The 896-nt window shown below is 66.0% G+C and carries 1 protein-coding gene; it reads left to right on the forward strand.

The window, feature by feature from the left end; translation table 11 throughout:
• A partial coding sequence (locus E5198_RS21265; protein ID WP_178084114.1) for a cytochrome ubiquinol oxidase subunit I occupies nucleotides 1–896 on the forward strand: 896 nt, incomplete at both ends.

Genomic DNA, 896 nt, shown 5'->3' on the forward strand with positions numbered 1-896 from the left:
GCGCCGCTGGCCATCGAAGGCCTGATGGCGTTCTTCCTCGAGTCCACCTTCATCGGCCTGTTCTTCTTCGGCTGGGATCGGCTGTCCAAGGTGCAGCACCTGGTGGTCACCTGGCTGGTGGCGCTGGGATCGAACCTGTCGGCGCTGTGGATCCTGATCGCCAACGGCTGGATGCAGAACCCGGTGGGCGCCGAGTTCAACTACCAGACCATGCGCATGGAGCTGGTCGACTTCGGCGCGCTGATCTTCAACCCGGTGGCGCAGGTCAAGTTCGTGCACACCGTGGCGGCCGGCTACGTCACCGGGGCGATCTTCGTGCTGGCGATCTCCAGCTACTACCTGCTGAACAAGCGCGACCTGGGCTTCGCCCGCCGCTCGTTCGCCATCGCCTCGGCCTTCGGCCTGGCCTCGATCCTCTCGGTGATCATCCTCGGCGACGAGTCGGGCTACGAGATCGGCGACGTGCAGAAGACCAAGCTGGCCGCCATCGAGGCCGAGTGGGAAACCCACCCGGCACCGGCTGGCTTCACCCTGTTCGGCCTGCCCAACCAGGAGGAGATGCGCACCGACTACGCGGTGAAGATTCCCTGGGCGCTGGGCCTGATCGCCACCCGCTCGCTGGACGAGGAGGTCAAGGGCATCAAGGACCTGATCGTCGAGCACGAGGCGCGCATCCGCAACGGCATGACCGCCTACGCACTGCTCGAGCAGCTGCGCGCGGGTGACCAGAGCAGCGCGACCATCGCCGCCTTCGAGGCGGTCAAGCACGACCTCGGCTACGGCCTGCTGCTGAAGAAGTACACCGCCAACGTGGTCGATGCCAGCGACGAGCAGATCCGGCTGGCCGCCAGGGACACCATTCCCCACGTGTTCAGCCTGTTCTGGAGCTTCCGCGC

It is taken from the genome of Pseudomonas sp. A-1, assembly GCF_004801855.1.
GTDB lineage: Bacteria > Pseudomonadota > Gammaproteobacteria > Pseudomonadales > Pseudomonadaceae > Geopseudomonas.